The 21,400-nt window shown below is 70.9% G+C and carries 19 protein-coding genes and 1 pseudogene; 9 read left to right on the forward strand and 11 right to left on the reverse strand.

What is annotated here, in order from left to right:
* Window positions 1-216: 216 nt before the first annotated feature.
* Window positions 217-1,107 carry a LysR family transcriptional regulator gene (locus tag ACFW2Y_RS13910; protein WP_384877532.1) on the reverse strand — a complete coding sequence of 297 codons (891 nt, stop codon included), beginning with the start codon at window positions 1,105-1,107 and terminating at the stop codon, window positions 217-219.
* Window positions 1,108-1,205: 98 nt separating this feature from the next.
* On the opposite strand from ACFW2Y_RS13910, the gene ACFW2Y_RS13915 reads away from it, so the two are divergent.
* From ACFW2Y_RS13915 to ACFW2Y_RS13930, 4 genes and pseudogenes are all read left to right on the forward strand, one after another.
* Entirely contained in the window at window positions 1,206-1,571 is a 366-nt protein-coding gene (locus tag ACFW2Y_RS13915) for a YybH family protein (protein ID WP_384877535.1), read from the forward strand.
* A gap of 685 nt (window positions 1,572-2,256) precedes the next feature.
* A complete protein-coding gene (locus ACFW2Y_RS13920; protein ID WP_384877537.1) occupies window positions 2,257-2,601 on the forward strand; it encodes a hypothetical protein in 345 nt (114 codons plus the stop codon).
* 67 nt (window positions 2,602-2,668) lie between these two features.
* Window positions 2,669-2,879 (forward strand): annotated as a pseudogene (locus ACFW2Y_RS13925) (hypothetical protein); the annotation flags it as partial.
* 55 nt (window positions 2,880-2,934) lie between these two features.
* Window positions 2,935-3,897, forward strand: a complete 963-nt coding sequence (locus tag ACFW2Y_RS13930) for a WGR domain-containing protein (protein ID WP_384877540.1) — start codon at window positions 2,935-2,937, stop codon at window positions 3,895-3,897.
* A 195-nt stretch (window positions 3,898-4,092) separates the two neighbouring features.
* Here the strand turns inward: ACFW2Y_RS13930 and ACFW2Y_RS13935 are convergent, their stop codons facing one another.
* The 7 genes from ACFW2Y_RS13935 to ACFW2Y_RS13965 form a co-directional block, all read right to left on the reverse strand.
* Entirely contained in the window at window positions 4,093-5,808 is a 1,716-nt protein-coding gene (locus ACFW2Y_RS13935; RefSeq protein WP_384877543.1) for a flavin-containing monooxygenase, read from the reverse strand.
* 148 nt (window positions 5,809-5,956) lie between these two features.
* Complete coding sequence (locus ACFW2Y_RS13940) at window positions 5,957-7,189, reverse strand: MFS transporter (RefSeq protein ID WP_384877547.1); 1,233 nt, start codon at window positions 7,187-7,189, stop codon at window positions 5,957-5,959.
* Complete coding sequence (locus ACFW2Y_RS13945; RefSeq protein WP_384877550.1) at window positions 7,186-7,761, reverse strand: hypothetical protein; 576 nt, start codon at window positions 7,759-7,761, stop codon at window positions 7,186-7,188. Before ACFW2Y_RS13945 ends, ACFW2Y_RS13940 begins: the two co-directional genes overlap by 4 nt.
* Before the next feature lie 109 nt (window positions 7,762-7,870).
* Window positions 7,871-9,097 carry a hypothetical protein gene (locus tag ACFW2Y_RS13950; RefSeq protein WP_384877553.1) on the reverse strand — a complete coding sequence of 409 codons (1,227 nt, stop codon included), beginning with the start codon at window positions 9,095-9,097 and terminating at the stop codon, window positions 7,871-7,873.
* A 91-nt stretch (window positions 9,098-9,188) separates the two neighbouring features.
* Complete coding sequence (locus ACFW2Y_RS13955) at window positions 9,189-9,341, reverse strand: hypothetical protein (RefSeq protein WP_384877556.1); 153 nt, start codon at window positions 9,339-9,341, stop codon at window positions 9,189-9,191.
* A gap of 322 nt (window positions 9,342-9,663) precedes the next feature.
* Entirely contained in the window at window positions 9,664-11,124 is a 1,461-nt protein-coding gene (locus ACFW2Y_RS13960; RefSeq protein WP_384877559.1) for a SulP family inorganic anion transporter, read from the reverse strand.
* Between the two features lie 17 nt (window positions 11,125-11,141).
* Window positions 11,142-11,723 carry a carbonic anhydrase gene (locus ACFW2Y_RS13965; protein ID WP_384877562.1) on the reverse strand — a complete coding sequence of 194 codons (582 nt, stop codon included), beginning with the start codon at window positions 11,721-11,723 and terminating at the stop codon, window positions 11,142-11,144.
* Window positions 11,724-12,842: 1,119 nt separating this feature from the next.
* Between ACFW2Y_RS13965 and ACFW2Y_RS13970 the strand changes: the two genes are divergently transcribed.
* Window positions 12,843-13,250: a hypothetical protein gene (locus tag ACFW2Y_RS13970; protein ID WP_384877565.1), complete on the forward strand. Its 408-nt coding sequence runs from the start codon at window positions 12,843-12,845 to the stop codon at window positions 13,248-13,250.
* A gap of 187 nt (window positions 13,251-13,437) precedes the next feature.
* On the opposite strand, the gene ACFW2Y_RS13975 is transcribed toward ACFW2Y_RS13970, so the two are convergent.
* Entirely contained in the window at window positions 13,438-14,898 is a 1,461-nt protein-coding gene (locus tag ACFW2Y_RS13975; RefSeq protein WP_384877568.1) for a multicopper oxidase family protein, read from the reverse strand.
* A 383-nt stretch (window positions 14,899-15,281) separates the two neighbouring features.
* Entirely contained in the window at window positions 15,282-15,644 is a 363-nt protein-coding gene (locus ACFW2Y_RS13980) for a DUF952 domain-containing protein (protein ID WP_384877571.1), read from the reverse strand.
* Between the two features lie 304 nt (window positions 15,645-15,948).
* Between ACFW2Y_RS13980 and ACFW2Y_RS13985 the strand changes: the two genes are divergently transcribed.
* Both ACFW2Y_RS13985 and ACFW2Y_RS13990 read left to right on the forward strand, forming a co-directional pair.
* Entirely contained in the window at window positions 15,949-16,770 is an 822-nt protein-coding gene (locus ACFW2Y_RS13985; protein ID WP_384877574.1) for a maleylpyruvate isomerase family mycothiol-dependent enzyme, read from the forward strand.
* Window positions 16,771-16,873: 103 nt separating this feature from the next.
* The gene (locus ACFW2Y_RS13990; RefSeq protein WP_384877577.1) at window positions 16,874-17,173 is read left to right on the forward strand and encodes a DUF1876 domain-containing protein; all 300 of its coding nucleotides are present in this window, start codon (window positions 16,874-16,876) and stop codon (window positions 17,171-17,173) included.
* Window positions 17,174-17,408: 235 nt separating this feature from the next.
* Here the strand turns inward: ACFW2Y_RS13990 and ACFW2Y_RS13995 are convergent, their stop codons facing one another.
* Window positions 17,409-18,017 carry a CBS domain-containing protein gene (locus tag ACFW2Y_RS13995; RefSeq protein WP_384877580.1) on the reverse strand — a complete coding sequence of 203 codons (609 nt, stop codon included), beginning with the start codon at window positions 18,015-18,017 and terminating at the stop codon, window positions 17,409-17,411.
* Window positions 18,018-18,212: 195 nt separating this feature from the next.
* On the opposite strand from ACFW2Y_RS13995, the gene ACFW2Y_RS14000 reads away from it, so the two are divergent.
* A complete protein-coding gene (locus tag ACFW2Y_RS14000; RefSeq protein ID WP_384877583.1) occupies window positions 18,213-19,484 on the forward strand; it encodes a YncE family protein in 1,272 nt (423 codons plus the stop codon).
* Between the two features lie 36 nt (window positions 19,485-19,520).
* Window positions 19,521-21,400, forward strand: a 1,880-nt coding sequence (locus tag ACFW2Y_RS14005; RefSeq protein WP_384877586.1) for a glycoside hydrolase family 5 protein, incomplete at its 3' end; no start/stop codon positions are given.

Raw genomic sequence — 21,400 nt, forward strand, 5'->3', positions numbered from 1 at the left:
ACCAGTTCACAGCCGGTGGTCGCACCCTCGACGAGCGACTGAAGACAGCCCGCCCCAACCTCCGTTTCCAGGACCGGCGCGGCGCAGGCCTCGAAGCCCGCATCGCAGGCCCGGGATCCACGAGGTGATCCTGTCCCGCTGCCCCCTCCGCAGCCCGCCTGCTGACGCAGCGCGAGTAACGACCCCACCCGCATGGCGTCTTGAAGGGTCTTCCTGTCACCCAGGGGCGGGCTTGGCGAATGCTTGCCGGCTGTGCACGAGCAACTCACGCACCGCAGGGTTGTGCGTGCTCTTCCAGATCAGGGCGAGCAGGGCGGGTGTTTCGACGTCGTCGATGGTGCGGGCGGTGAGCCTGTCGCGATGGCTCGCGGCCATCGAGTCGCTGAGGACGGCGACGGCGAGACCGCGGGCGGCGAGGTCGGCAATGGTATCGGCGGCGCTGGCTTGCAGTGCAATCGTGGGTCGGAGGCTCTGTGCGGCGCAGGCACGGTCGAATGCGGTGCGCAGGCCGGTGCCGGGTGGCATGCACACGATTGGGTGGGCGACAACGTCGCGCAGGGTGACCCGCTGCTGTTCCGCCACTGGGTGCCCAGCGGGAACTCCTACGACGAGCCGCTCGCTGATGAGCGTCAGCGCGTCCAGCCCGTCGGGGGTGGCGGTTGCGGTCCCGATGAGAGCCAGGTCGATGGTGCCGGCGCGCACCCCCTCGACCAGCCGGTCGGAGTTGTCCTCCAGCAGTGAGATCTCCACACCAGGGTGCGCCCGGTGAAATGCGGCGAGGGCGTCGAACAGCGGCGTGAGGGTGCAGCCGATGACCATCCCGACCGTGAGTCGACCACGGATCAGGTCGGTCACCTCGTCCACCGCTTGACCTACCGCCCCCGCCGCGGCGAGCGTGGCGCGGGCGTGTTCGAGTGCGGCCCTTCCCGCAACGGTAAGGGTGACGGCGCGCGCCGACCGGTCCAACAGCTCGGCGCCGAGTTCACGTTCCAGCTGGCGGAGCTGGGCGCTGACGCCGGACTGGCTGATGTGCACCCGCTCGGCCGCGCGAGTGAAGCTCTGCTCCTCGGCGACCGCGACGAAGTATTCCAGCTGCCTCAGTTCCATGACTGAAAATTCTAGCTCCCAGCAGATCCATCTGTTGGATTTCTGGCTATCGGGCGACCACGCTGGGAAGCGCCGAAGCCCGACGCCAGGAGGAACCAATGCCGGAACACGAGAAGGCCATGCGGCCCGAAGACATCACCCGTTTGTTCGTCGAACGGTCCAACGCCGGTGACGCGGCCGGGGTCGCCGCACTCTACGAAGAGGATGCAGTGATGGCCTACCCGCCAGGCGACCGGACGGTGGGCCGGGAAGCGATCCGTGCGCTGTGGGAGAAGGTGCTGGGCAACCGTCCCCACTTCGAGCCGGAACAACCACTGCCGACGCTGATCAGCGGCGACATCGCCCTCACCTCGACCCCGCCGAAGGACGGGACCGGCGCCCGGGCGCAGGTCGTTCGGCGCCAGCCTGACGGAAGTTGGTTGCGCCTACTCGACCAGCCCGAGTTCGTCCCGCCCACCTGCTGAACCCCGTCCACCGTTCTGGTGGACGAGCCGCCCGATGGGCCCGAACGAGCCGCATCGATGGCCTCCAACGCGCCGTCGCGGACGTGTGGTCGATGAATCGTCGCAGTGAGGAGCCGGTGTCCGAGCTCCTGCGGTCGGCGAAGTCGAGGAACTCCACAGTCTCGACATCGGTACGCGGGTGGGCGCCGAGGCATCCGACCGGAACAAGTACCCGTCCGCACGCATCCCGGCTGCCTTCGCCCTGGCCGACGTCGACGTCGAGGGCACCCGATTGTTCGCCGGACGCCGCGGCGGACAGGCTGAGGCCGGGCGCCTCCCCGCACGACCGCACCGGCCTGCACCGACGCTTGCGATCGCCCGACCAGCTGGTTCGCCGGCGAGAGCAGCGTTGAGCCGCTTCGGCAGAGAGGGAACCGCCGCCTCCACGCGCTGGGCGATGACCCGTTCGGTGATCCCCACCCCCCCGGAGCCCGGATCGAGCGGGTCCTCCCCCGAAGTCGTCGTTCCCAGCGTCCTGTTGGCCTCGCCCCCTGGCGAGACCATCCCCAACTGCCGACCGAAGTGGCACGGCGACTCAACATCACGCCCGATCGGCTTTCGCCGCATGAGAGGGGCGTCGCCACGATCGGGAAGGGGTGGTGATCTCACTCCCTGCCTGTCAGTGGTGATCGTCATCATGAGAGACATGACCAACCCGAACCTGACCACCGGTAGCATCTGGCGGCTCCACCACGGCGACCAGGAGATTGCCCGGCTGGCGGTGACCGGCGCCGATTGGCCCTGGACGCACGCCGACGTCGAGACGCTGCCCGGCTTTGAAGAGTTCCGTCCCCTCTTCAGCGAGCAGGAGCGGGCCGTCGACGAGGAGGACTGGGAGCAGGCCGACGCGTGTTACTTCCGGATCCGCAGTGCGCTCACCATGACGTTTCCCGACGGAAAACCGGTCGCTGAGTTCATGCTGCACATCCACGACGACGGCACCGCCGGCTGGCGCTGGCACAGCGAGCCCTTCGACGCGGTGCACCTGTGACGACCTGGGTTCGCTGCTTCCAAAACCACCGTCGGCTCCCGCAGGTCATCCCGAGCGGCACTCCGCGACCCACCACCGCAACCACACCATCCAGGCTCCGGGCCCTGCAGGCCCATCTGCGCTGGCACGACCAGAACGCCCGCCATCCCGACGGCCTGGCCGCACGACGCCGCGAGCGCGCCCGCGTCCGCAGCGAGAAGGGGATCCGCCAGGGCGGACAGAAGCGCATCCCCGCGGTCCTGACCATCGGTGAGGGCAAGCCCGCAGGCGAGCGATAGGGTCACCCGCGTGCGGTTCTGACACAGGCCCGCCGCGTGCGGCACGGGAGGCCGGATGGCCAGTTGGCGGCGGTTCGAGCGGCAAGAGGCCACGCTCGGATACTGGGAGATCCGTCAGGAGGGCATCCGCTGCTTCCTCCGCTGGGGTTCCGATCGAACCTCGGTCAAGGCGAGCACGACAATCCTCGACGACGAGGAACGGGCGCGGCGCCACGCTGTACGCAAGATCAACGATCGTCTTCGCAAGGGCTTCACCGAGGTGGAACCGCCCCGCGATCCGGCAGAAGCCGAGGTCGGGACACCGGTGCTGGACGTCATCACCGGGGCTACCGGCACCTATGCGCCGGTGTTGGAGTTCCTGCCGGTCGACGGTTTCGACCAGGTCTTTCGCTGCGCTCACACGCCCGATCACCCGATGGGGTTCTTCGAGTACTACGTGCTGCGTGAGCAGGGTCGCAGCGCGGTCCGCTTCACGGTGCGAGCCGGCAGCCACCAGGATGCGGTGGTTGCCGGGTTCCTGGACTTCCTCTGCTCCAGGCGTGACCTCGCCTTCGATGGTCGGTCCCATCACAAGGTGGCCTTGCCGAGTCCGGTCGGTTCCTTCGAGCACGCGCTGTTCTGCTCGCCGGCACTGGGCCGGGCCTGCGCTGCGCATCCGGCGGCGGCAGCGCGGGTCGCGACGGCCTTCCCCGTGTTCAACTGCGAGATCGGGGACGAGGACCCGGAGGTGCTGGTCGACGCCCGCATCCACGGTCACGCCTCGCTGCCCTACAGTGACTGGGGACGATCGCCGCGTCCCGCCGTTGACCTGCGTTTCGACATCCAGCCGTCGTTCTATCGACCGTCACCGAAGTTCAAGGTCCATCGGCCAGCCGATCTCCAGAGGCTCATGGACGGACTGCCGGCGGCATCGCCGCAGAGCTGGCTGGAGGTGCGGTCCTTCCGAGGCGAAACCACGCGCCTCCAACCCGACACGACCATGTCCTTCGCTGATGTGTCGTCCCTTCTGACGAACTGAAGAGACTGCCCGGCTGCCGTCTGCCGCAGTCCCCGGGCTCCCAGACGTCAACACTCGCAGTCGGTGAACCTCCTCGGTCACGGCACCGGAGACGGGGCAGGGGAACCCGTGGTTGTCGGCGGGGGGCATCGGCGGCTCTTCTCCGTGTCTGCGATCGCTACCGGTGCCGCACCGTACGCGGCGGACACCCGCCCATCAGCCGTGTCGACGATGCTGCGGATCAGTGCACCGGTCCGGGGCCGGGAGGGAACGCCCGCCCGTGGAGGAAGAAAGGACGAAGCCGGTGTAACCGTCACGGGCCACGGCGTCGCACTCCTCCCGGTACCGGTCCAGCCCGCCCGCGTAGGCGAGGAACGCGCGGGGTTTGCCCGGGACGTTCGCTCCGGTGTACCAGGAGTCCACCGCAGGGTAGAGCGTACGGGCGGCGAGCTCCGCCACGCGCGCGCCCCAGGCAGTCTCGGCGGAGGGGATCGCGTCGATCTCGGTGAGGCCGTTCCCGAGGAGGTGGTCGATGCAGGTGGTGATCCACTCGACCTGTTGTTCCAGGGACACCGTGATGTTGGTGAGTACGGAGGGGCTGAGAGGTCCGAGGACGGTGAAGAGGTTGGGGAAGCCGGCCGAGACGAGCCCGAGATGGTTGCGAGGGCCGTCGGCCCACCGCTCCCGGAGCGTCACGCCTTCCCTTCCCACGATGTCGATGGCGAGTTGGGAGCCGGTGAGGGCGTCGAAGCCGGTGGCGAAGACGATCACGTCGAGGTCGTGTTCCCCGCCCGAGGTCCGGATGCCCCGGGGAGTGATCCGCTCGATCGGGGTTGTGCGCAGGTCTACGAGCGCTACGTGCGGCAGGTTATAGGTCTCGTAGTAGTTGGTCCCCAGACAGGGGCGTTTGGTCGCGAACGGGAACGTGTGCGGGGAGAGCAGTTCGGCCGTTGCGGGGTCGTTCACGGTCGACCGGATCTTGGACCGGACGAACTCCGCCACGGTCTCGTTGGCCTTCTCGTCGGTGAGGATGTCGGTGTAGGTGCGCAGCAGCCCGTTGAGGAAGCCCTCGTCCCAGGCTGCCTCGTAGGCGGCGGTGCGCTCCGCCTCGTCCACCTCCAGCGCCGAGCGGGTCGGAGGCGTGAAGACGGTTCCGCCCCGCGAGCACCGTTGGGCCTGCCGGAACTCGGGGTAGCGGGCCTTGAGTGCCGCGCGTTCCGTGGCCTGTAGCGGACGGTTGCGGGCCGGCAGGACGTAGGCCGGGGTGCGCTGGAAGACGGTCAGGGAGGCCGCCTCGCCGGCGATGACGGGAATGGCCTGGACGCCTGAGCATCCGGTGCCGATCACGGCGACCCGCTTCCCGGCGAAGGGCACGTCCTTGCGCGGCCACCGCGCAGTGTGGTGGATGGCGCCGGTGAAGCTGTCGGCGCCGGGTACCGCGGGGTCCTTGGGGGTCGACATGCAGCCTGTCGCCAGGATCACGAAGCGGGCGGTGACGGCCCGTCCGGTGTCCGTGGACAGTTGCCAGCGATGATCGTCCCCGTCGTACACGGCGCGGGTGACGCGCGTTCGCAGGACGATGTCCTTGCGCAGGTCGAACCGGTCGGCGACGTGGTGGACGTACCGCAGGATCTCCGGCTGGGTGGCGTACCGTTCCCCCCATTCCCACTCCTGGTCGAGTTCGGGGGAGAAGGAGTAGGAGTACGACATGCTCTCGATGTCGCAGCGGGCCCCGGGGTAGCGGTTCCAGTACCACGTTCCGCCGATGTCGTCGCCGGCCTCGAAGACCACCGCTGCCAGGCCGAGCTCCCGCAGTCGGTGGAGTTGGTAGAGGCCGGAGAGCCCGGCCCCGATGACCACGGCGTCGACCCGGTCTTCGTCGGCGAGCGGGCGGACCTCGGGCACCGTCGGAGAACTCGTCGGACTACTCATCTGGCGGCTCCTGTTCTGCCGGATCATCGATGACGGATGACGGATGACGGATGACGGATGACGGATGACGGGGCGGGGGCGGGGAGCGAGCTGGCCGTCGTGACGGGTGCCGGGGCGTCCTCCCGCACACGTCCCGCCCGGCCGCCTCTCAGGTGGAGCCGCTGCTCGTCGCCACCGCCGGGATGACCGCGAGGGCGAGGGCCCCGGCGGCCACCGCCAGGACCGGGTATCCGCCGCTGCTCGTCACCAGCCCCGAGACCATGCCGCCGGTCGCGCCGGCCACGGACATCCCCACGTCCGCGAGGCCCTGTAGCGCGGCCCGGTTCTCGGCGGGCGCTGCGTCCGTGAGCACGGCCGTACCGCCGAGCAGGGCCAGGTTCCAGCCGACTCCGAGCAGGACCAGCGCGCAGGCCAGGAGAGGGGCGGAGGTCGGCGGAGCGAGGCCCGCGAGCAGACCCGCGCCCAGCAGGACGGCTCCGGCCGCGACGGCGACCCGCCGCCCGCCGATCCGGTCCGCGAGCAGGCCGCTCAGCGGTGACGGCAGGAACATCGCGCCCACGTGCAGGGCGATGACCAGCCCCACCGCCTGCGTCGTGTGGCCGTGGCCGGCCATGTGGACGGGAGTCATGGTCATCACGGCGATCATCACGAGCTGCGCGGTGATCATCACGGTGGCACCGGTGATGACACCAGGAGCGGGGCGCCCCGTACGGAGGGCACCGGTACGGGAGGTCCCGGGCTCCCGGGGCGGGGCCGGGGGCAGCGGGGCCGGACGCAGCCACACCACCAGGACGAGCGCGGCGGCCCCGTACGCCACCGTCGCCAGGAGGAAGGGCCCGGTCAGCCGCGGCAGGCTCCAGGCGTCGGCGAGGTCGCCGGTGGGGCCGGTCAGGTTCGGGCCCACGACCGCTCCCAGGGTCATGGCGAACAGGACGGTTCCGGCGGCCCGGCCGCGTCGCCTGGGCGGGGCGAGGTCGGTGCCCGCGTAGCGCGCCAGGAGCCCGGTGACCGTACCCGCCCCGTACACGCAGAGGGCGGACAGGAGCAGGACGGGCCAGCGCGCTGCGGCTCCCGCGACCACGCCCGCGCTGCCCAGGGCGGCGATGCCATTGCCGAGCGCCAGCCCCGGGCGGCGCCCGAAGCGCTGACTGACGCGCCCGAGAACCGCCGCTCCGAAGGCCGCGCCGATGGTGTACAGCGCGGCCGGGAGCCCGGCCAGGCCGGTCGAGCCGAGCAGGTCCTGGGCGAGCAGCGCACCGACCGTGATGCCGGCCACCATGCCCGCGCCGCCGAGCGTCTGCGAGATGCCGAGTACCGTCAGGGCGCGGCGCTGTTCCCGGGAGAAGACCGCCGCCGTGGCCGAGGGGGCCGTCTGGGTCACGCCTGATCCCCCGCGGGGACCGCCGGTCCCTCGGGCGTCTCTGCCTCGCCGGCCAGGCCGGCTATCTCCGCCAGGGACATGCGCAGTTCATCGTGCAGGAACCGCACGACCGTCCAGTGCGGCAGGGCGTCGGCGTCGAAGGGCCCGAACGCGGCCGTGTAGAGGGGGATCCAGCGCAGAGCCTCCTCGGCGGCGGCCTCTCGGCCGGGTGCTTCCTGGTAGGCGTCGTAGGAGACGCTCCGGTGGTGGATGAAGTGACCGCCGGGCAACCGTCGTTCGCACAGATCGAGGTACTCGCGCGTCTGCAGGATGAGGTAGTGCCATATCTCGTCGATGTTCTGCTCGACGGGGAGGAAGAGGCCGCCGAGCCGGTCGGGATGGCGGGAGACGAGGTAGAGGTAGCGCAGGCACTCGCGGATCCGGTGGCGCACGATGGTCGCGGACGGGGCGTCCGGCTCGGCCGTGAAGTGACGCACCACCTCTTCGTGCAGAGCCGGGCCGAGCAGCTCCTCGGCGGTGGGCGCCTGATCGGCGGCCCGGTCCGAGGGGGCATGGGCGGCGGACGTGGGCATGAGACTCCTTCGAGGGTCGTCATCGGGCGCGTCGGACCGCCGTGTGCGCGGGGGCGGCCCGCACGGGAGGGGCCCCGCGCGGACGGAGTGCGACGGACAGCGGACGTGGTCAGGACGGGGCGGGCACGGTCAACCAGGCGTACTTGCCGGAGCGTCCGATGGGGATGGCGGCGTGGTGTTCCACCTGACAGGTCCGCCCGGTCAAGGTGCTTACGGAGGCGGCCAGTTCGGTCGTCTCGTCGGCCGTGAGCGGCGCGTCGTCGAAGGTCGTGTACGTCAGGCGGCACTGGTCTTCGTCGGGCAGGTGCAGCTGGTGCAGGAAGACACGGGGGCAGACCCCGGCGATGCGGGCGTCCAGGTCGGCTTGGGAGACGGGGCCCCCGGGGGTGCGCAGCAGTTCCTTCTCGCGCCCGCAGAAGGAAACGATCCTCTCCGGATCGGTGCTGCCGTCGCGCGTGCGGACGCAGTCACCGGATCGGTAGCGGACCAGCGGCATGTAGGGGTTGCGGACGCTGGTGACGATGAGGCTGTGGATGCCACTGCCCGGTTCCACCGGGATCAGCTCTATGCTCATGTCCTGCAGATAGGGCTGGTAGCGGCCTTCGGCGTCGCTGTAGAAGAGATAACCGAGCTCGGTGCTGCCGAAGAGGTCGACCACCGGGCAGTCGAAGTGGGCGCGCAGGTGGGCGCGGACGTTCAACGGCGTGTACTCGTAGGCGTGGACGATGCCGGTCGGGCGGGGAAAGTCGTCCCACAGGCCCCATGCGGAGACTTTGCGGACCAGGTGCGCCAGGTGGTAACCCGAACAGTCCAGCAGATAGCCGTCGTCGGGGTGGGCGGTGGCCGCCTCGCGGATCTCGGCGAGCATCTGCTCGACCTCGCTGCGGCCCCAGTCGGCCGGGTCGAGGCGACGGTTGAGATACAGCGTGCGGTCGTCGAGCCAGCGTTCACCGGGGGTGGTGCCGGGCTTGCGGGCGTTCACCCGAGCCACGTGCTCGGTGGCGAGGACGGTGGTCAGCGAGACCCGCGGGGCGCCGTTGTGCCACGAGGCGCCGAGATCGGGATGCTCGCTCCACAGACGGTAGTACGAGTGGAGCAGGAAGTAGGGCGGTCGGATGAGCTGCATGCGGGCGTGGTTGGTACCGGTGGAGAGCACGAATTCGGCTTCCCCCGCCTCCAGCGCGCGGGCTAGCCCGGGAGTCATCCAATTGTCGGGGAAACCCCTGGCTATCTCCGGCTTCTCCAGGATCGGGAAATGACCGCGCTCGACGGAGGCGCGGTAGATCGGGATGTCGCGCACCTTGTCCAGGACATCGGCACTCGGCAGGCGCTTCACGGGAGCTCTCCGGGGCGGGTCGACGGCAGGCGGAGTGGGCGAGGGCCGTCGACGCGGCGACAGCCGCGCCGACGGCGTGGGCATCAGCGGGTCAGGAGATGCAGCCGCTCTTGGGGGCGGCGCTGATGCAGCCGCTCTTGGCGGTGGCGCTGATGCAGCCGTCCTTCGCGGCCTGGGCGGAGTTGGCGGCGACCCACTTGCGCCACACGGACTCCTCCGTCATGCGCTTGATGAGCTGATCCATGGTGGAACCTCCTGCAATCGAAGAGAGCGGATGCATATTCGTCAAGAGATGGTTTTGCGATGGTCATTCATCGGCATAGAAGGTAAAGAGATGGTCAATCGACCGTCAAGGGTCGGCTTGTCGATTGACCTGAAATGCATGCCTCATGCACACGGGCTCCGACTTCTTCGTGAATGCCGAAGCGGCGGATCCTCGGGGCGTTGCATGGATTTCGCCACGAGGGCTTGCAGGGAATTGACCCGCGGTCCCTGAGTGCTGACTTGGCAGGTCGGCGCGTCACCCGCCCGCATGCTGTTCTCTGCAAGCCCCGGTGTCCGTCAGTTCAGGCTGCGGTGGTGAGCTTCACCGGTTCGATGCCGGTCGCGCTGTGTCGCTCGGCCCAGCTCTCCAGCGCCGTACGGCAGGCGTGGTCGAGGTGGTGCAGTCCTGACAGGTCGAGTTCGACCGGGCGGTCCTGCGGAAGGGCCTCCAGGGCGTCGAGGATCTTCGGCAGGCGAAGGAACGTGGCGTTGCCCGTCAGATGCGCCTCGATGGGGCCGGCGCCCTTGTCGATGACCTCCAGCTTGACGTGTGAGGCCTCCCAGGCGGTCTTGACGACCGCCAGGGCGAGGCCGATCAGGACGCCCTCGAACATGTTCACCACGACGATGGCGACGGCCGTGACCACCAGGATCACCGCCTCGCCCTTGTGGGCCCGCCACAGCGCGGCGACCTGGCGGAACGGGATCAGCTTCCAACCCGCGTGCACGAGGATGCCGGCGAGCGCGGGCAGGGGGATCAACGCCAGGGCGAACGGGAGCGCGGCGGCGAACAGCAGCAGCCACACGCCGTGCAGGACCCGCGACGCCTTTGTCTTCGCGCCGGCGTTGACATTGGCGGAGCTGCGGACGATGACCGCAGTCATGGGCAGGGCGCCGAGCAAGCCGCAGATCGTGTTGCCCGCCCCCTGGGCGACCATCTCCTTGTCGTACTGGGTGCGCGGACCGTCGTGCAGTCGGTCCACGGCCGCCGCGCTGAACAGGCTCTCCGCCGAGGCGATCAGCGCGAACGCGACGATCGTGCCCCAGAGGGCAGGGCTGGCCAGCTCACCGAAGGCCTCGGCGCCGGGCAGTTGGATGACGCCGAGCAGGCCTTCCACCTCGACCGTGGCGACCGGCAGTCCGAGACCGAGAGCGGCTGCCGTCGCCAGCACCACCGCGGCGAGGGCCCCGGGCACGGACTGCACCCGCTTCGGCAGTTTCTTCCACAGCACGATGACGGCGATCGTGCCCGCGCCGATCGCGAGGGAGGCCAGGGCCTCGGTGCTCCCGAGCGCGTCGGCGAACGCGCGGGGCAGGCCCGTGATCTTCCCGATGCCGGTCTCCGGAGCCTTCAGGCCCGCCGCGGCGTAGACCTGACCGGCGATGATCACCAGGCCAATGCCACAGAGCATGCCCTCGACGACGGAGACGGATATCGCCCTGAACCAGCGGCCGATCCCGAAGAACCCCATGGCGAGCTGGAGCAGGCCGGCGACCAGCACGATCACGCCGAGCGTGCTCACCCCGAACTGGCTGACCGCCTCGAAGACGATCACGGTCAGACCGGCGGCCGGCCCTGACACCTGGAGGCTGCTGCCGGGCATGAGGCCGGTGACGAGACCGCCGACGATGCCGGTGACGAGTCCGAGCTCGGCCGGGACGCCGGAGGCGACCGCCACCCCCACGCACAGGGGCACTGCGACGAGGAAGACGACGATGGAGGCGAGGAAGTCCTGGCGTAAGTGAGGGAACTTGGACAGCATGATGGTCACCTGCTCCCTCAGAGCGTCTCGAACGTGTCGGTTTCCACACGGTGTTCGCGCACGAGTCCGGTATGGACCTCGTAATACCAGCCGTGCAGCCGGATTTCACCGGCTTGCAGGCGTTGCTCGACGCAGGGGTAGGAGCGCAACCGCAGGAGCTGCGTCAGGACGTGGTTCTGCACGGCTTCGGCGATCGTCGGGTCGGTGAGGTCGGAGCACCGGGGCTCGTCCGCAGCGTGCGCGAGCCAGTCCCGTACGGCGGGGACGGAGTTCAGATCGTCGCCGCGCACCACGGCGCCGACCGCGCCGCAGTGGGAGTGGCCGCACACCACGATGTCCTTGGTGCCGAGGACCTCCACGGCGTACTCGATCGTGGCCGCCTCGCCGGTGGGGTTGGCGGAGCTGTAGGGGGGGACGATGTTGCCGGCGGTGCGTAGCTCGAACAGCTCACCGGGCCGGGCTCCTGTGATCAGGGCCGGAACGACCCGGGAGTCGGAGCAGGTGATGAACAGGACCTCGGGGGACTGGCCTGCGGCGAGGCCCGCGAATTCCTCGGGGCGCTGTCCGAAGGTGCGCGCGTTGTCGATGAGGGGCTGCATGGTGTGGTGATTCCTCCTGGCGCGCCGCAATGGCGCGTCGGGCGTGCGTGACAGAGATGTGGGGGCGTTCTGTTCGGTCAGCAGCGGAACATCTGGAGTGCACCCCGGGAAGGGGCTGTGGATCTGGTCGACGCGCGGCCGTGCGCGGCGCTGGGCACGGGTTCGTCGAGTCCGGCCACCGGTCCTCGGTCCGAGGTCGTCGGCGACCGGTCAGCCGGCCCGGGGGTGTGCGCGTCCACACGCTGACGGTCATGGGCCCGGGGCGGCCCGATCGGGGCACCCCAGGCCGGACGGGCCGGAACCGTCAAAGTCTCGCCGCGCGGCTCCGGGTCGGGCGGAGTTGCCCCGGCCCGGTCACCAACGGCGGGGTGGCGAAGCGTGTGCACGTGCGTGAAGGAGGCGGAAGTGACGAGGAGCGGGGGCACGGGCAGCAGGACGACGCAGGGCGGCGACGCGCTCTGGGGCGTCGTGGCTTGCAGCACACCCATCCCTTTCGGCAGATTCACGCCTATGGCTAAAATCAATAGATGGTCAATGGCTGGTCAAGAACACCATAGACAAGCAAAGTTTTTATGGGGTTAACTTCACGCGCCGGTCAGGAAAGAGCCCTGAAAGCGAGGGCTGTTTGGCCGGATCCGCATCCGTTGGCCATGGGCCGCCTCGCTCGTTGCTTCGTTTTGTCGACCACTTGTGCGGCGCGGGCGAGAAGGAGCGGCCTTTTCGCTTTCGGTTGCGTGATGCCCGTTTCGCGGACCGTGTGGACGTCGTGGTGCGGCGGGCCCCTTCCGCCGGTACCGATGCTGACCCGGTGGTGACTTCCCCGGCGGTGCGTCAGCCAGTCGTGGTGGCAGGGCAGGGCAGGGCGGACGTGGTCGGGGGCCGGTCTCGTACGCCGTCGAGCGTGCCGCCAGGAGGGTCGGGTCGGCGGGGGGCTCCTCCGCCAGGGGGCTGCGCGAGCACGGACGGTGCTGCTTCGGGCCGAGTCGTACCGGTGCTCCGGGCGTCCGCGGTCTGCCGCGCCGTGCCGGTCTGCCGTTCCTCCTACGATGGGTGCCCCGACGAAGGAGCGCAGTGGGTTTCAAAGCACCGGTACCGTCTCGGAGGCTTGGGCCGTTCGAGTTGACCGCGGAGGGGATCGCGGCGCTGCTGGCACGGTACGAGTTCCACGATGCGGGCATCCGCCGGGTGATCGTCGATCAGGACTTCGGGCGGGAACCGCGGGGGCGGGTCGTGAGGCTGGTGATCGACGCCCGGGTGGTGGGCGAGGCCCTGCGGTGGGAGCCCGTGTGTCTGGACCTGGTCGACGTGAAGCGGTTCCGGATCGACGAGAGTTCCGGGGCTCCCGCAGGGGTGCTCTACGACCCTCCGCAGTTCACCCGGTTCGACGGCCTGATGCAGGTCGACCTGTGTGCCGAGCGCTTCGGAGGCCTTCCTCCGCGCAGCCGGCAGGAGGTCTTCGAGGACTCGGAGTGGGTCTTCGAGGCGGCCGGGGGCACCTGGAGCGTCCTGGAGCCGTGGCACGCGTGACGCGGCGCCCCGTGGCCCACCGGGCCCTGCTCGGGCTGCTTCCCGTGGAGAGCAACGGGGAGGGCAGGGGGCCGCGACGGTGGGCGGGGCGGCCGGCAGGCCCCGGCGAGGGTGCGACTGCGGCCCGCGGACGACCCGGTGGGGTCCCCGGCCGGCGCCGAGCCGCGCCACGGCGGCTGCCCCGGGGTCAGCGCACCCGGAGGTTGGCCATCATGCCCATGGCCGAGTGGTCGAGCATGTGGCAGTGGTACACGTAGTCGCCCCGGTAGCCGTCGAACGTGATGTGCAGCCGCACGGTCTCGCCCGGCATGACCCGCACCGTGTCCTTCAGACCCGTTTCGGCGGGGGCCGGGGGGCGTCCGCCGCGTTCGAGCACGCGGAACTGGACGAGGTGCAGGTGGAAGTTGTGCGGAGCGCGCGCGTTGGTGTTGGTGACGTTCCAGATCTCGGAGGTCCCGAACCCCACGGTGGTGTCGATGCGGCCGGGCTCGTAGGTCCGTCCGTTGATGAATCCACGGGGCTCCGGCCGACCGTCCTCGTCCATGGCGAGCGCGATGTCGCGGGTGACGCTCGCGGCGGGCAGGGCGGTGACCGGCGGCAGGGCGCGCAGCACCCGGGGAACGCTGCTGGGGTCGGCGGCGGTGTGGGTGACGTCGAAGCGGAGCACCTGACCGGTCTGCTCGGGGAGCCCCGGCCCGGTGTTCCTGAGGACCAGTCGAGTGCCGATCGGGTGGCGGGAGAAGTCGATGACCACGTCGGCGCGTTCGCCCGGTGAGAGGGTGAGGACGGGCAGGGGCACGGGACGCTCCAGCAGGCCGCCGTCCGAGGCCACCTGGATGAGCGGGGTGCCGTCGGAGAGGCTCAGGGAGAAGGTGCGCAGGTTGGCGCCGTTGAGGAGGCGGAAGCGGTACTTGCGCGCCGCGACCTCGAAGTAGGGGGTCACCCTGCCGTTGGCCAGGACGGTGGTGCGGTTCCGGTCGCCCAGGGCGTACGCCAGCTGTCCGTGCTCGTCGAAGCGGGCGTCGCGGATCGTGACGGGGACGTCGTACCGGCCCCGGGGCAGGGGGAGGCGCTCCTCGATCTCGTCCGTCAGCAGATAGGTGCCGGACAAACCGCGGTAGACGTGTTCGGCCTCCAGGTGGTGGGCGTGGTCGTGGAACCAGAGCGAGGCGTGCGGCTGTCGATTGGGGTAGATGTAGGTCCGCGAGGTGCCGGGGGCGAAGGCGTCCATCGGGTTGCCGTCGCACTCGGGCGGAGCGCTCGCGCCGTGGAGGTGGACGGCGACGGGCCGGTCGAGGTCGTTGTGGTGCCGGACCAGGAGCCGGCGTCCGGAACGGGCACGGATCACCGGGCCGGGGAAGTGGCCGTCGTAGGTCAGGACGTGAGTGGCGGTGCCCGGGAGGATTTCGGCGGTCGCCCTGCGGACGGTCACCTCGTAGTAGTCCACTCCGCCCGCCGAGGACGTGGGGCGAAGCACGGGCGGGACCGGCATGGCCATGGTGAAGGCGCCGGGTGCGGCGGCCCGTGCGCGGTGGGGGGCGTCGCGGTGGGGCGGTTCCGCCGCGCGGGCCAGGGACCCCCCGGGGGCGAGGAACGGCACGGCTGCCGCGGTGAGGGTTCCGCTGAGCACACGGCGACGGCTGATCATCGACTTCCTCCCGGTGGGTGGGCGGCGCGTGGCGCCGGGGACCGCCCTCCGGCCGGCCGGAGGGCACCCCGTGCTCACGGTTCTAGCCGAGAACGAGGAGGACGGCACACGCGCGGCGGGGCGCACGAGGGGGGCGGGGGAGCCCCCTCCCCGGTCCGCCCGTCCGCCCCGGAGCCCGGTGGGCGGGCCGACCGCGGCCCTGCCACCGGCGGGCCGAGCCCGCGAGAATCCCGTGACGGGGTCCCGCCGAAGCGGTGAACCGGCCGGTCCCGGACCGGGGTCCCGCCGTGTGAACCCGTCCGGGGCGGGTGCCCGCCGTCCGAGGCGCGCCGTCCTGCCCCACCTCGGCTGCGATCGGCGCCCCGGTGGCAGCGTGCGCCCGGTCAGAGGGTTCCCGTCGTCCCCGTGGCCCGACCGTCCTCGTCCCAGACGACCTCCAGGACCCGGTCGACCGCGTCGCGCTCGATCGGACCGAACACGTGCGGGAAGAGTGTCCCCTCCGGTACGCCCGGCGGAGGGGACGGCACGGCCGCCTCCCACTCCGTCCTGGCGGCGATCCGGTCCTCGTCGAGGACGAGCACCAGGAGCGGTCGGGAGACGGTGCGGTAGAAGGCGTTGACGACGGCGAGCGTCGTCGGCGCGTCGGGCGAGCAGTGGACGAAGCCCTCCTCCGCCAAGGACGCCGGGGCGTACGGCTCCTCCGGCCGGGCGGACCAGTCGGCGGGCGTGACAACGTGGTAGATCATGGTGGGGTTTATAGCAGGAGCGGTTCGGCGGGAGCGCGACCACCGTCCGCGGTCGGCTCGCATCCGCCGCTCATGCCCGCCGCTCGTACCCGCCCGCCCGTGGCAGGCCCCGGTCGGCAGGGCCCGCGGCGCACCGTGGAGGCCGGGCTCGACCGACGGGCGCGGGCTGCCCGGTTGTGGACCGCCGTCCTCATCCGGGCCCCGGTTTCCGCCGCGAGCGGGACCAAGGAAGCTACTCGCTGGTACGGTCCCTGCCCTGGCCGGTGCTCCGCCCGGGAGCGGTCGGCGTCAGGAGGGGCGGGCCATGGCGTGGCGGACGGGCGGGATGCTTCCCGCGGGACTTGCCGAGGCGATACGGGAGACGGCCGAGGACATCGCAACGGTGTTGCGCACGGTGCCGGAGCCCGGAGCCGCCGGTCGGCTGCCGGTGCCCCGGTCCTTCTGGACCGTTGGGGAGTCCGCCGCCCATCTCGCGCTCGCGAACGCCCTCATGGCCGATCTGGCCGCAGGCCACGAGCGCCCCTACGGCGACGGCACCCCCGGTAGCCTGGCCGAGGCCAACGAACGTGCCCTCGCCGGGTTCGCGGAGCGCGCTCCCGGCCCCCTCGCCGAGATGATCACGGCGCAGGCCGCGGAGTTCCTTCGCCGGGTCGAGGGCCGCGACCCGGGTGGGTTCCTCGACACCCCGCTGGGTCCCATGACCCCGGCCGTCCTCGGTTCCTACCTGTTGACCCACATGCTCGGCCACGGCTATGACCTGGCGCTCGCGCTGGGGCGCCCCCACATGCTCGATGCCGATCGGGCCGTGCTCACCCTGCCGTTCATGAGGGAGGTGATGCCCCGCGTGACCGTTCCGGTCGCCGTTGCGGGGTTGACCGCGACCTTCGCCGTACGGCTCCGTGGCGGACCGGGATTCGGAGTCACCGTCTCCGACGGCCTGCTCCGGGTCGACGACGAGCTGCCGGACCGGCCCGACTGCACGATCCTCATCGAGCCCGTGGCCTTCCTCCTGCTCGGCCTCGGGCGGGTCGACCCGTGGCCGGTGATCCTCCGCGGCAGGGCGCTCGGCTGGGGCCGCAGGCCCTGGCTCGCCCCCCGCTTCCCCCGTCTCTTCCGCGCGCCGTAGACCCCGTTCCCCCGCGCGCTTCCACCCCCGACGGTGGATCCTGGAGGTGTGGAAGGGGCCGCGCCCCTGTTCTGCGCGGCCCGTCGACGGGAGGAGGCGGACCATGACCCGCACGCAGGAGTGGACGGTCGGCCTGGAACTGGTCGAGGAGGACGGCAGGACGAAGGCCGAGGCCAGGCTGACCACGGGCACCTCGACCCTCACGGGCCACGGCTCCGCCCGCTGCAACCCGGCGGACGTGGACGTGCCGGTGATCGGCGACGAACTTGCCGCGAGCCGGGCGATGAAGGACCTGGCGGGCAAGCTCATGCGGGAGGCCAACCGCGAGATGGAGGCCGTGGGAGCCGGGACCCTGCCCCAGCGCACCGGCCCGGGGTACGGCTGGCCGGAGGCGGTCTCCTGACCGGACCGCCCCCCGAGTCGGGAGTCCGACGGGGAGAGCCGTGAGGCGGTGACCCTCCGCCGCACCCTCCCTGCGGCTCCCGACGGGTCCTCCGGGCATGCTTCGGGGGAAGGGAGCCCGTGGGATTCGCGGCCGGGCCTTCACCGGCCCGTCGTCGTCCGCCCGGTGCCGCGAGAGCCCGTCGTCCGCGCGGTGCCGCAAGCCCTTCCGCAGCGAGACGCCCTTCCCCTCCTGCCTACCGTTCCGGGGTTTCGTCCTCCTGCCCGTATGCCAACCGGTCCACGACCTCCACCACTCCCTCGACCGTCTCGCACAGGCGGACCAGGGTCGGGCCGAGGTCGGGGCGCTCCAGCCTGCCGCTCAGGGTCACCCGGCCCTCGTCGACGTCGATGTGCACGGCCGAGGGCGAGAGGTGCAGGATGCGGACGAACACGTCCTCGCGGATCTCCTCCTGGATCGAACGGTCCCTCCGCAGGAACATCCTGAGCAGGTCGCTCCGGCTCAGCACCCCGATCAGCCGGCCCTCCGCGTCCACGACCGGCAACCGCTTCACGCGGTGCCGTTCCATCAGGCGGGCCGCCTCGATCGCCGTCCAGGAGGGACGGGCCGTCACGACGGGGCTCGACATCATGCCCTCGGCGGTGCTCGCCCCCCCCTTCGTGGTGTGCCGCCGCAACAGGTCGGCCTCGGAGACGACGCCCACGGGCCGGTCCTCCTCGTCGACCACCGGGACGGCGGTGACACCGTATTCGTCGAGGAGCCGCGCGATCTCCTTGAACGACGTCCCGCGCTGTACCGCGACTGCGGTGGGCGTCATCAGATCGGCGACACTGCGGTGCCTCATCGTCCGCTCCGTCCCTTCTGCGTTCCGGGTTCCATGGTCCCGCACCGGGGGACCTCCTGGCGCGAGGGGGTGTCGGTCATGCCCGGAGGCCGGGCCGGACATGGCCGGAAGCGGGGCGCGACAAGGGCTTGTGGGCGCGACACACCCGTGGTTACCTCCGGTAAGTCTTCGTTGCGCCACGGAAGAAGGACCCCCATGCCCTCTCCTCGCACGTCCGGGACCCGCCGCTGCCTCGGGGCCTTCGCGGCAGCACTGGCCCTCGTCGCCGCGTCCGCCGGGGCGGGTGCGGCCGTCGTGCCGGACGCCGTCCCCTCCCCGGCCGACCTCCAGCAGGTCATGTTCGTCGGCAACAACTGGGACGGCACGGCCGACGTCATCGCCGACCGGGGCGACCTCCACCGCATCGGCCGGGTCAACGTGATCCCCGACAAGGCGGAGCGCCTGCGCGAGATCCATCTGAACCCGGTCAAACTCGCCTTCTTCCTGGGCATCCGCAGTGGGCCAGGGGAGGGGCACGACCAGTTCGTCGACGACATGTACGCGACTCCCGATGGCTCCGCCATGGTCGTCTCCCGCCCCAGCTTCGCCGACGTCGTCTCCGTCGACCTCCGGACCGGACGGATCAACTGGCGCTTCCCCGTGTCCGGTTACCGCGCCGACCACATGGCGGTCTCGCCCGACGGAACCCGGGTCGCGGTCTCCGCCTCCACCGCGAACACCGTCCACGTCCTGGACGTCGCCACGGGGCGCCAGCTCGGCTCCTTCAAGACCGGCGACAAGCCCCACGAGAACGTCTTCACCTCCGACGGCCTGTTGTGGAACATGTCGATCGGAGAGGTCACCACGGCCCTCGACGCCCCTTGGCTCGACTGGACCAAGGGCGACCGGAAGATCACCGTCGTCGACGCGCGCACCTTCGAGACCGTCCGCGTCATCGACATGCGCCCCCGCCTCGACGCCTTCGGGCGCGGGGACCTCTCCGACGCCGTCCGGCCCCTCGTCTTCACCCCCGACGAGAAGAAGATCTACTTCCAGGTCTCCTTCCTCAACGGATTCCTCGAGTACGACGTGGACGCCGACCGCATCACCCGGCTCAAGAACCTCCCGGGCAGCCCGACGACCGACCCCGACCGCACCACCTGGGTCAACGACTCCCGTCACCACGGCCTCTCCGTCAGCCCGGCCGGAGACAAGCTCTGCGTCGCCGGGACGATGGACGACTACGCCACCGTGGTCGACCGTGCCAGCCTCCAGGAGGGGCCGCTCGTCCCGGCCGCCAAGCCGTACTGGGCAACGGTCAGCGGCGACGGCCGGTCCTGCGTCATCTCCGAGAGCGGTGCCGACCGGGTCACGGCCATCGACTTCGCCACCGGCCAGCGGGTGGCGAGCGTCGAGGTCGGCGACCACCCCCAGCGGGTCCGGCTCGCTCATGTCCCCGCCGACTGGACCGGTCCCTCCGCAGGCTGACGGACCCCACCCACCCGAACCCATCCGAAGGACACCGTGAAGAGGACACTCCTGGGGGCCGCGCTCGCCGCGGCCCTCCTGGCCGCCGGAACCACGGCGGCACCCGCAGCCCCCGCCTCCGGGGAAGCGCCGGTCATCCCGGCCCTCGCCGACACCTGGCAGCCCCCGCTCCGCACCCAGGGGCGCTACGTCATCGACGCGAACGGCGACCGGTTCAAGCTCAAGTCGGCCAACTGGCACGGTGCACAGGGCTCCTGGGACGGTTCGGGCGACCGCACCGACCCCGCCCGCCACCACGACGGCGAGAAGTCCGACCAGCTCCCCCTCGGCCTCGACCGCGCTCCCCTCTCCGACATCCTCGCCGACTTCCACGCCCTCGGCATCAACAGCATCCGCCTGCCGTTCTCCAACGAGATGCTGCACGACCAGCGCCCCGTCCCCGACGCGGCAGTCGCGGCCAACCCGCAGCTGCGCGGCAAGACCCCGCTCCAGGCCTTCGACGCGGTCATCGCGGCGACCACCGCCGAGGGCTTCGCCGTCGTCCTCAACGACCACACCAACACGTCCCGTTGGTGCTGCGCCCTGGACGGCAACGAGCGCTGGAACACCAGCCAGTCCACCGCCCAGTGGGAGAACGACTGGCTGTTCCTCGCCAAACGCTACAAGGACAACAAGCGGGTCGTCGGCGCCGACCTCTACAACGAGGTCCGACGCACCATCACCGATGACGCCAACTGGGGTTGGGGCGACGGTCACGACTGGTGGACGGCCACCCAGCGCCTCGGCGACCGCCTCCTCACCGAGGTCAACCCCGACCTCCTGGTCATCGTCGAGGGCATCAACTGGCAGGGCATTCCCGCCGACGGGCTCTTCCACTGGCGGCCGACCCTCGAACCCGCCCGCACGCTCTCGCACACCCTCGTCGCCTCGAACAAGCTCGTCTACTCGGCGCACTTCTACGGCTACACGGGTCCGCAGCACACCGGCGCCACCGGCACCGGCGAGACCCATGACTGGCGCTATCAGGAGTTCTCCCGCGACGAGCTCTTCGAGACCCTGCGCCGTCAGGCGTTCTTCGTCGCCGCCGACACCGGCCGGCACTACACCGCCCCGGTGTGGATCAGCGAGTTCGGCATCGGGGCGGACGAGACGAATCCCCAGGCGCGGGCCTGGTTCGGCCGCTTCGTCGACTACCTGATCGAGAACGACACCGACTTCGCCTACTGGCCCCTCGTCGGCCACACCGGCCACGGGCGCTGGAAGCTCCTCGACTACGACTCCGAAGGCCGGCGCTCCGGCATCCTCGACGGCGACGACTGGCGCGCCCCGGACTGGCGCCGACTCGTCACCGCGCCCGGGCTCACCGGCCCCGTGCCGGCGGCCGACGTCTGGGACATGCTGAACCTCGACCACGCTGACGCGGTGCAGTCGCTCCGCACCCGCTCTCTGGGCGACTGGGACCGCGGTGCCCGCAAGGGAGTCTGCCCCGACGGAGAGCGGCTCATCGGCCTCGCCCACCGCGACGGCCGCGGCCTGTGCACGGATGCCGGAGCCGCCCGGCTCGTCGACGGGGCCGGCGGCTTCACGGTGGTGACCGACGAGCGCCACGTCAGGGAAGGCGACTGGGCCGGGGGCTACACCAAGCTCCAGTGCCCGCGCGACCAGCTCATGACCGGCTACAGCGTGCGCGGGCAGGCCGTCTCCGCCGTCCTCTGCGCCCCTGCCGCCCGCCCCCTGCCGGTGACCGGCCGCACCGTCTGGTTCGACCGCGGCGACGACCGTCCGGCCGGCGAGCCCGGCGGGGAGTTCGCTCCGGGCAACTACAAGGGCCAGTGCGCGGTCGGGGAGTACGCGGCCGGAATCGCCTTCACCGGCGCCTGGGCCAAGGGCAAGACCCCGGACGCGTTGCTCTGCCG

It is taken from the genome of Streptomyces sp. NPDC058877, assembly GCF_042742855.1.
In the GTDB taxonomy this organism is placed as follows: domain Bacteria; phylum Actinomycetota; class Actinomycetes; order Streptomycetales; family Streptomycetaceae; genus Streptomyces.